At 46.8% G+C, this 896-nt stretch carries 1 protein-coding gene and 1 pseudogene; both read left to right on the forward strand.

Annotated elements, in window-relative coordinates; translation table 11 throughout:
* A pseudogene (locus ACQ4M5_RS41805) lies at positions 1-494 on the forward strand (hypothetical protein); the annotation flags it as partial.
* A gap of 55 nt (positions 495-549) precedes the next feature.
* A complete protein-coding gene (locus tag ACQ4M5_RS41810; protein WP_430681701.1) occupies positions 550-783 on the forward strand; it encodes a hypothetical protein in 234 nt (77 codons plus the stop codon).
* Positions 784-896 lie beyond the last annotated feature (113 nt).

An 896-nucleotide genomic window follows, 5' to 3' on the forward strand; every position in this document is an offset into this window, starting at 1 on the left:
AAATTGGAGGTGGATCGCTTTATCGTCATCGTGATCTTTGGCATCCTCAATTTCTCATGGATGATTCTCTCGGATACTTGGAGCAGTTAAAGCCAGAAAACAGCCCTCAAAATTCTACAAGCTTATTACCTAGTGATGGCGGTAATAATGCTTCTAGCAATCCTTCCAGCGATTCTACAATTCAAGATCCTGCCTTGATAGGCGGTAATTCCTCAATTCATCGAGGTTCTAATCCCGATACAGAAGCTAACCCGATTGAATCTTCCCTTCATGCTCAGGCACAGCGAGAAGTATATGAAGAAGCAATTCAACTGGCGATAGAACAGCAAGACATTCAACGCAGTGCCCTAAGCCCGAAGCACGTCGAGCGAATGCAGCGATTTTTGGAATCTGGCGATCCAATTTTGATAGCAGAAGCAAGGGCGTGGGTAGCTCTTAATCCCGGTGTCTTAAAGATGAATAGCAGCCCGTCTCAACCCGACAGGACTGACTAAAGCACCCCAAAATTTCGTGGGATAATGGTCGAGGTCAGCAACCGTCTCACTTATCATGTCGAAGTCAAAAGGATTCGGTAGTTCAGCCTCAACCCAACATCCTTCCAAACAGTCTGGCTTGATCTGGAAACCCGAATCGAGCTATGGAAAGCAGGATTACTCAAATTGCGTCTACCGGATGGAATGCAACCGCACAAGCTTCGCTCCACGTAGTGTTCGCTGGTTTCAGCAGAAAAGCATTGGCTCGATCGTGCCGCAGCAGCAGAGTACATCACCGATGCCTGTCTAGGTGTTAATTAGTCGTTGGATAAAAGTTTTGCCGTTGAAACATGTGGGTGTTTTGGGTCTCTTACTCTCGGTGGGGTCTTCGATTTACTTTTTCTGGGTTGCTTGAGAAACCGC

The organism is Leptolyngbya sp. AN10 (assembly GCF_050565645.1).
Lineage (GTDB): Bacteria > Cyanobacteriota > Cyanobacteriia > Leptolyngbyales > Leptolyngbyaceae > Leptolyngbya.